The sequence below is a fragment of the Vicinamibacterales bacterium genome, from assembly GCA_041659285.1.
Taxonomy (GTDB): domain Bacteria; phylum Acidobacteriota; class Vicinamibacteria; order Vicinamibacterales; family UBA2999; genus 12-FULL-67-14b.
In genome coordinates this window covers 164934-173863 of record JBAZYO010000013.1, presented here as the reverse complement: position 1 = coordinate 173863, position 8930 = coordinate 164934, and the positions used below count along the sequence as shown (strand labels likewise).

General features: G+C 68.1%; 6 protein-coding genes. 3 read left to right on the top strand and 3 right to left on the bottom strand.

Features of this window, described 5'->3' with window-relative positions; translation table 11 throughout:
- On the bottom strand, positions 1–3256 hold a 3256-nt coding region (locus WC815_19225; protein ID MFA5910915.1), incomplete at its 3' end, for a protein ndvB.
- A gap of 377 nt (positions 3257–3633) precedes the next feature.
- Here WC815_19225 and WC815_19220 point away from each other — a divergent pair.
- The 3 genes from WC815_19220 to argG all read left to right on the top strand — a co-directional run bounded on the left by WC815_19220 (position 3634) and on the right by argG (position 6067).
- The gene (locus WC815_19220; protein ID MFA5910914.1) at positions 3634–3786 is read left to right on the top strand and encodes a DUF3309 family protein; all 153 of its coding nucleotides are present in this window, start codon (positions 3634–3636) and stop codon (positions 3784–3786) included.
- Positions 3787–3901: 115 nt separating this feature from the next.
- Positions 3902–4711: an alpha/beta fold hydrolase gene (locus WC815_19215; protein ID MFA5910913.1), complete on the top strand. Its 810-nt coding sequence runs from the start codon at positions 3902–3904 to the stop codon at positions 4709–4711.
- A gap of 9 nt (positions 4712–4720) precedes the next feature.
- Complete coding sequence (argG, locus tag WC815_19210) at positions 4721–6067, top strand: argininosuccinate synthase (GenBank protein ID MFA5910912.1); 1347 nt, start codon at positions 4721–4723, stop codon at positions 6065–6067.
- A gap of 22 nt (positions 6068–6089) precedes the next feature.
- Here argG and WC815_19205 read toward each other — a convergent pair whose 3' ends face one another.
- Together WC815_19205 and WC815_19200 are read right to left on the bottom strand one after the other, a co-directional pair.
- Positions 6090–6425 (bottom strand): hypothetical protein, encoded by a 336-nt coding sequence (locus WC815_19205; GenBank protein ID MFA5910911.1) that lies wholly within the window; start codon positions 6423–6425, stop codon positions 6090–6092.
- Positions 6426–6430: 5 nt separating this feature from the next.
- On the bottom strand, positions 6431–8926 hold the full coding sequence (locus tag WC815_19200) for an ABC transporter permease (GenBank protein MFA5910910.1): 2496 nt from the start codon (positions 8924–8926) through the stop codon (positions 6431–6433).
- Between the last annotated feature and the right edge of the window lie 4 nt (positions 8927–8930).

Here is an 8930-nt window from a genome sequence, read left to right as displayed (position 1 = left end):
CGCCGGCCAGGTTGCCGCTGTCCACGGTGGAGACGTACTTCGGCAGCAGCGGCTCGAGGGTGCGGGTGTCGTACCAGTTCAGCAGGTGGCCCTCGTGATGCTCGAGGCGGTCGAGCGTGGTGAGGGTGGCCTCGAGCCGCGCGATCAGCGAGCCGGTGTCGATGAAGCCGAGGTCGTGGGCCGACAGCGTGGCGAGCAGGCCCATCGCGATGTTGGTGGGCGAGGTCCGGTGCGCGACCCGCGGTTCCGGATCGAACTGCACGTTGTCGGGCGGCAGGAATCGGTGTTCCTCGGTGACGAACGTGTCGAAGTAGCGCCACGTCCTTTCCGCGACCATTCGCAGGTAGTCGCGATCCTCATCGGCGAGGTCGGGCCGCAGCGAGGGGACCGGCTTGCTGAGCACGAATGCGATCAGCGGCGCCGCCACCCACAGCGCGAGAATCAGCAGGGCGACCGGCAGCGCCGACGGCCTGGCGATGATCACGAGGATGAGGCCGAGGCCGGCGATCACCGGGCTGGCCCGCATCGCCTCGTAGAACTCCGCGGCCTTCAGCTCGCCGTGCTGCTGGGCCACCGCGGCCGCGGTCTCCCATTGCAGCAGCCGGCCGTGTCCGGTCAGCAGCCGCGCCAGCGTGACGCCGACGGCGTGGAGCATGTCCCACGCCTGGTGCGCCAGGAAGGTGAGTTGCAGGCTGACGCGCGCGAGGTCGGCCTCCAGGTCCTCGGCGGCCGCGCGCAGGTGGACGCGGATCCCTTGACCGCGCTGGGGCCCGCCCAGGATCTGCGCCAGCCGCGCCACGAGGGGGAAGCCGATCCCGGCCAGCGCCATCAGCGTCCAGGCCAGCGGCGCGCCCGGCAGGAACGCCCAGCCGGCGATGAACAGCGCGACCAGCGCCGGCGCGACCAGGCTGCGCCGCAGGTTGTCGAGGATCTTCCAGCGCGAGATCAGCGGCAGGCGATTGCGCTCGAGGCCGGTGCGCGTCGGCACCCACGGGAACAGCCACCACAGGATCTGCCAGTCGCCGCGGACCCACCGGTTCTGCCGCTTGGCGTGCACGAGCACGTTGGAGGGGTAGTCGTCCACCAGTTCGACGTCGGTGACCAGTGCGGCGCGGGCGTGAATGCCCTCGAACAGGTCGTGCGACAGCAACGCGTTCTCGGGGACGCGGCCCTCGAGCGCGGCCATGAACGCATCGACGTCGTAGAGGCCCTTGCCGGTGTAGATGCCCTCGCCGAACAGGTCCTGGTAGACGTCCGACACCGCCGTCGTGTAGGGATCGACGCCGGTGTGGCCGGCGTAGGTCCGGGCGAACAGCGACCCCGCCGCGCTGGCCATGGTCACGCTGACGCGCGGCTGGAGCACGGCGTAGCCCTCGACCACGCGCTTCAAGGTCGGATGGACGACGGGCTGATTGAGCGGGTGGAGGATGATGCCGATCAGCTCGCGTGCCGCGTCGCGCGGCAGCTGCGTGTCGGAGTCCAGGGTGATGCAGTAACGCACCCCCGGCAGCAGTTCGAGCGGCCCGACCTGGGTCGAGAAGCTGGTGTCGGTGGCGCCGCGCAGCAGGCGGTTGAACTCCTCGAGCTTGCCGCGCTTGCGTTCCCACCCCATCCACACCTGCTCGCGCGGGTTCCAGAGGCGTTCGCGATGGAACAGGAAGAAGCGCGGCCCGCCGCCGGTGAACTGCGCGTTCAAGGCCTCGATGCCCGCGCGGGCGGCCGCCAGCACCACCTCTTCCCCGGGCATCTCCGCCTGCGGCGCGTCGAGAAAGTCGGTGAGCAGCGCGAAGTGCACCTGGGGGTCGAGGTTGCCGAGCGCCACCACTTCGAGGTGCTCGAGGCGCTGCTGCACGTTGCGCACGCTGGTCAGCAGCGTCGGCACCACCACCATGGTGCGCCCCTCCTCCGGCACGCCGTCAGTCAGGTCGAGCCGCGGCAGCCGCTGCGGCGGCACCCGCCATGTCACCACCCGCTGCACCAGGCTGAGGGCGAGATCGCTGGCCGGGATCAACAGCAGCAGGGCGGCCAGGCCCAGCCACGGCGGCGACGCGCCGGCCGTGCGCGCGTACCACAGCCCGCCGGCGACGAGCAGCAGCGTCAGCAGCGTGATCGATCCGAGGTAGCCGCCGGTGGCGTGCCGCAGGCCAAACCGCCGGATGCGGAGGCGAAGCTTCGGGCGATAGGCGAGGTCAATCTCGAGGCCCTCGCGGCCCTTGCCGACGAGGTGGTAGCCGACGTGCGCCGCGGCACGCGGCACCTTGCGTTCCGCCGCCTGGCGCGCCGACTCGACCGCCTTGAGGGCAACGCGGATCTGCGCTTCACCGCTCGGCTCGGCGAGTTCCTCGACCGCCTGGCGCTGGCGGTCGCGGCTCAGGAAGTCCATGCGCGCGTACATCCCGCCCGGGTCGCGGCGCAGCACGCTGTCGACGAGGCTCACCGATTCGACGTAATTACGCCAGTCGATGGTCGCGCACAGGCGCAAACTGGTGATGGCGTTGGCCACCGACGCCTGGCTGGTCGCCTGGCGCTGGTGCTCCGCGCGCACGATTTCCTCGGCGACCGTGTTGCGGGCGATGAGGTGGGCTTCCAGGGCCGCGCGCAGCGGCGACCGGCGCGCGTCGTACTCGCGTGCGCGGTGGAGCATCTGCACGAGGTAGGCGTCGGGCGAGTCTTCGGGAATGCGGACCGCCGCCTCGGGCGAGCCGGCGTCGATGCGGGCGACGTGGACGTCGGCCGCGTGCCGCGCGGTGCTTGACGCCAGGAGTTCCGACACCAGCCGGCGCAGGTTCTCAATCAGTGCCAGTTTCAGCATGATCGGCCACGCCCACAGCTCGCCGATGGTGAGTGGCGCCACGCGCTGGTAACTGTTGAGGAACTGGGTCAGCTGCGGCACCTCGAGCCGGCTGTCGCTATGGCGCAGCAGTTCGATGGCAATCGCGTAGATGCGGGCGTCGCCGGCTTTCTCGCGCGTCGCCAGCGCCGGCAGCTCCCGGTAGAACCGCCGCGGCATTTGCTCGCGGATCTCGACGATCTCCGCCGAGATGAGGTGATAGTTGTCGAGGAACCACTCGGTGGCCGGCGTGACGAATTCGCCTTCGTGGACGTCTTCCGCCAGCGTCTGGTAGACGTGGCGCAGGACGCGCGCGTTCAGGGTCAGCCGAGGATAGATACTCCGCGTGCGGCGCCGGTTGGGATCGACCGTGAAGCTCGCCGCCAGGGCGAGCGCGCGCTCCTCGAGCCGCTCAGAGCTGAGCAACTCGTCGCGAAATGGCTTGTCGCCGTCCCGAAGTTCAACATCCCATCGATGGAGAAACAGATGCCCTCCGGCAATCCAAGAACCCTGCCCAGATGGCGTGCCCCTAGTGTGTGCACAGGTCGCGCCGGCCGGTGCGGACGGGCTACCAATGTCGGTCCCGAGTAACGGTCTCGCGGTTGCTCACCATAGTACCAGTCGTCTTCGTGCTCCTGACATCATCAAGATCGATGCCACGATTTTGGCTATCCGCCGGCCCTGCCTTCCGCGGAAGTGGCCCGGTGGCTACCCAATCTGGGCAGTCGGGCTGACTATTTGGCACCCTCGGCCGCTGGATCGGTCGTCCCCGGGTTGGACCGCGAATTGCTTTTCAGCCGGGTATGTTAACGATCCTCCTCGTGATTCTCGTCTTGATGGCCCTGGGCGCGCTCCCGGCATGGCCGCACAGCCGTTCGTGGGGATACGCCCCGACCAGCACGCTGACGATCGTCCTCATCGTGCTGTTGGTGCTGGTCTTGACCGGACGGCTCTAGCGCTGTTCGAGTCGCGGCGGCTGGACAGATCGGATGGCCTTCCATAAATTGGGAGGCCATAAGTCCTGATTCCTCGTGGGTGGACCGTGGGGCATACCCCTTTCAGTCCCGCCATGTGTCGCTGTCAGCAGGGGACATGCACTACGTGGACGAGGGCACCGGTCCGCCGGTCCTGCTGGTCCACGGCACGCCGACCTGGTCCTTCGAGTACCGGCACGTGATCGCCGCGCTCTCGAAACGGTATCGGTGCGTCGCGCCGGACCATTTCGGGTTTGGCCTGTCGGAACGCGCGCCGGGCTTTGCCTACACACCCGAGGCGCATGCGGAAGCGCTCCGCGAGTTCGTGGACCAGCTGGGATTGGACGCGTTCACCCTGGTGGTGCACGACTTCGGCGGACCCATCGGCCTGCCGCTTGCCGTGCGCGCGTCATCACCGGTCCGGAAGCTCGTCATCCTCAACACGTTCGCGTGGCCCATCGATGACGACCGGGCCATGGCCGGACCCGCGAAGCTGATCGGCGGCGCGGTGGGGCGCTTCCTCTATCGCTACGCCAACGCCTCACAGCGGCTGATCATGCCGTCGGCCTACGGCGATCGAAAGCTGCTGACCAAGGCCATTCATCGCCAGTATCTCGAGGTGTTCCGCGACCGCGAGGCCCGCGTCCAGGTGCTGCATACGCTGGCCCGGGCGCTGCTTGGATCGCGCGCGCATTACCAGTCACTCCTGGACGCGCTCCCCCGCCTGCGCGTGCCAACGCTGGTGCTCTGGGGCATGAAAGACACCGCCTTCAAGCCTTACCACCTGGCGCGCTGGCAGGCGCTACTGCCGCACGCCTCGGTGGTCCGCCTCGAACACTCGGGCCATTGGCCCCACGAAGAGGAGCCCTCGCGCGTCGTCGCAGAGATCGAACGGTTCCTGAATTAACATTGAGACGTGCCCAACATCCTTCAGAGCCTTCCCGTCGGAGAGAACGTCGGCATCGCCTTTTCGGGCGGCCTCGACACCAGCGCCGCCCTGCACTGGATGCGGGCAAAGGGCGCGGTGCCCTACGCCTATACGGCGAACCTCGGCCAGCCCGACGAAGCCGATTACGACGAGATTCCCCGCAAGGCGATCAGCTACGGCGCCGAGAAGGCGCGGCTGATCGAGTGTCGGGCGCAGCTGGTGGCCGAAGGCATGGCGGCGCTGCAGTGCGGTGCGTTCCACATCACCACGGCGGGCCAGACCTACTTCAACACCACGCCCCTCGGACGCGCGGTCACCGGCACGATGCTGGTCGCCGCCATGCGCGAAGACGCCGTCAACATCTGGGGCGACGGCAGCACCTACAAGGGCAACGACATCGAGCGGTTCTACCGCTACGGCCTGCTCGCCAACCCGAACCTCCGCATCTACAAGCCGTGGCTCGACCAGCAGTTCATCGACGAGCTCGGCGGCCGCAAGGAGATGTCGGAGTACATGATCCGGCACGGCTTCCAGTACAAGATGAGCGTCGAGAAGGCCTACTCGACCGACTCCAACATTCTCGGCGCCACCCACGAAGCCAAGGATCTCGAATTCCTCAACAAGGGCATCACCATCGTCCAGCCGATCATGGGCGTCGCGTTCTGGCGTGAGGATGTCGCGGTCAAGCCGGAGACGGTGACCATCCGGTTCGAAGAGGGACACCCGGTGGCGTTGAACGGCAAGACGTTCGCCACTGCGCTCGACATGTTCATGGCGGCCAACGTCATTGGCGGCCGCCACGGCCTGGGTATGAGCGATCAGATCGAGAACCGCATCATCGAAGCGAAGAGCCGCGGCATCTACGAGGCGCCGGGCCTGGCGCTGCTGTTCATCGCCTACGAGCGCCTGATCACCGGCATCCACAACGAAGACACCATCGAGCAGTACCGCAACAACGGCCGTCGCCTCGGCCGGCTGCTGTATCAGGGGCGCTGGTTCGATCCGCAGACGCTGATGCTGCGCGAGAGCGCCCAGCGCTGGGTCGCGCGCCCCGTGACCGGCGAGGTGACCGTTGAGCTTCGGCGCGGCAACGACTACTCGATTCTCGAGACCTCGAGCCCGAACCTGACCTACAAGCCGGAACGCCTGACGATGGAGAAGGGTGAGGAAGTGTTCTTCACGCCGCAGGATCGCATCGGCCAGCTGACGATGCGCAACCTCGACATCGTCGATACGCGGGAGAAGCTGCTGATTTACTCGCAGGCCGGCTTGATCGCGCCTTCGAGTTCAAGCGGCCTTCCGCAACTGCCGGCGGCCGACGAAAAGAAGAAGTAGGGTGCCTGGCGCCCTTGGCGCACTACTTCAGGTAGAGGACACCCAGGTCGTCGTCGTACCACTCGCGGAGCAGCAGGTAGTTCGAGAGCTGCTCGAAGATGTGGTTGACCGCGTCGATCCCGGATTGTTCCCACTGGGCCCGCACGTCCGCTTCGAGGCGGAGCGTGAGGGGCAGCCACTTGTTGCCGGACTGCGTGCTGCGGCTGATCAAGGCGTAGGCTTCCCAGCCCGAACCCATCAACCGGAACCGCTCCTGCTGGACGTGCGCGGGCGAGCCGTCGGCCCACAGGTACATGCGGCCCGTCAGCGACCAGGCCGGCGGGTCTCGATGCAGTTCGGTGTCCTGATCCCAGATCATGGCTGCTATTCTTCCCGCAAAGCGGCGATCGGGTCGATCCGTGACGCGCGCCGCGCGGGAACCAGGCTGGCCACCACCGCCGCGCCGACTACGCCCGTGAGGGCGACGGTGAGCATCCAGGGGTCGCGCGCGCTGGTCGCGAACAGCAGGCTCTGCAGCAGGCGGCCGCTCGCGAGCGCGCCCGCGAGTCCGATGACGGTGCCGATCGCCAAGACGACCCCGGCTTCGCGCAACACCATTCGCAGAATATCGGCGCGCGCGGCCCCCAGCGCTATGCGCACACCGATCTCTCCGCGGCGCCGCGCCACCGCGTAGGTGAACGTGCCATAGAGGCCTGTCACCGCCATGGTGAGGCCGAGCGCGGCGAACAGGCCCGCTAGCCACGCCATCAATCGTTCTCGGTTCACCGACGCCTCCGCTTCATCCCGCATCGTCCTGAACTCGAGAGTCAGCCGGGGATCGACGTTGCGGACGGCCGCAGCGGCCGGGGCACGCAGGGCGTCGGGATCCTGGCTGCGCATCGCGAAGCGAAGCGAGGGGATGGGGCCAGTAGTAAGCACCTGGCTCACCACGCCGAATGCCAGCGCCATCGGTGCCGTCTCCTTCAGTGTCATGAGGCGCGAATCGGCGGCGACACCGACGATTGCGAGCGTCTTGCCATTGACGGAGAGTGTCCGGCCGATCGGATTGCCGTCGCCAAAGTGACGCGCCGCGAACGCCTGGTTCACGATGGCCACGGGCTGGGATGCCGGCCCGTCGCGGTCATCGAAGTCCCGGCCGTTGATGATCGGCGTGCCGACGACACGAAAGAATCCCGGCAGGACCTGGTTGAAGGGGCCGAAGCCGCTGCCCCGGCCGTTCAGCACGGTCGTGCCGTTACCGCTCGCGGGATTGAAGAGACTCCCGGGGACGTCCACCCGCGACACCGACATGATGCCGCTGAGCGGCGTGAACATGCCCGCCGATACGGCTTCGACTCCCGGCAGCGCCCCCAGCGACTGGCGAATGCGTTCGATGCGATCGAAGCGGGTCGCCGCGTCGGCGCCGGCCAGACCGCCACTTATGCGCATGACAAGCACGCGGTCGGGCTCGACGCCGGTCGCGTTCGCGGTCAGCGCGACAAAGGACCGGACCATCACCGAAGCGCCGGCCACCAGCACCAGCGAGAGCGCGACCTGCGCCGCCACCAGCAGTCGCATGCTGCGCGCCGCGCGCCTGCCGTGAAGACCGCCCCTGGCTGACGCCGCCATCGACAGTTGTGGCGATACCCTCGAGGCGCGCCAGGCCGGTACCACGCCCGAGATGATGCCGCTACCCACAGCCAGCAGAGCCGCGAATGCCATCAGGCGCGCGTCAATGACGACCCGCAGGTCCGCTGGTTGGGTACTGCTGGATGACAGGTAAGGCATCACCGCTACCACCGCGACATCCGCGAACCAGACGCCGATGAGGGCGCCGGCCGCCGACAGCAACAGGCTCTCGGCCACCAGCATGCGCATCAGGCGCGCCCGTCCCGCGCCAAGCGCCAGACGGACACCCAACTCGTGATGGCGATCGGTGAATCGCGCCAGCACCAGGGCCGCGAGGTTGGCGCACGCAATCAGCAGCACCAGAGCGACCGCTGCCAGCAGGACCAGGAGCGGTCGTTCGTATTGCGACCGCAGGAACGAAATGCCCTGCGCGCCGGAAATGGCGTATGGCATGAATGGCTCCGGCTCCGTGCCGACCGGGACAGGACCACGCAGGCCGTCGCGCAATTCAGGCGACCACCCCTGCAACAGCGCGGTCGCATCGTCGGCGGATTGGCCGGGCCGCAGCCGCCCGTACAGTGTCAACCACGGCGTGTCGGCGCGCCGCTCGCCCAGGCCGGCCCCTCTGCGCACCGCCGTTTCCGCGGCCACCGGCACCAACACATCGGCACCCTGGCCGACGACGACGCCAAAGAACCATGGCGGGGCGACGCCGACAATCGAGAACGGCTGGTCGTTGATGAAGATCGTCTGGCCGAGGACGCTCGCCTGGCCGCCGTAGTCGCGCTGCCACAAAGCGTGACTGATCATCGCGGCGGGCGGGGCCTCGGGCCGATCGTCCGCCGGTTGTAGCGTTCGGCCGATCGTCGGCTGCACGCCCAGCGCGTCGAGGCCGCCGCCACTCACGAACAGCGCCGGCACATGGCGCGCCTCGCCGCCGCGCGCGAGGTTCACGCGATCGTTGGCGACGACGAAGACCGATTCGGCAAACGGTTGCTGGTCGCGCACGTGCGCCCACGCCCGCGTGGCAATGGTGAGGTCGGCCGCGCCGCTAAAGTGGCTGTCGTTCCAGGCGAAGCGGATGAGCGATTGCGGATCGCGCACGGGCAGCGACCGCAACAGCAGCGTGTCAACCAATCCGAAGAGCGCGACGTTGGCGCCGATGCCGAGGCCAAGCGACACCAGCGCCACGGCGGTGACGACGGGCGTGCGCCGCCATTGGCGAAGGGCATTCACGAGGTCGTCGAGCACGGCC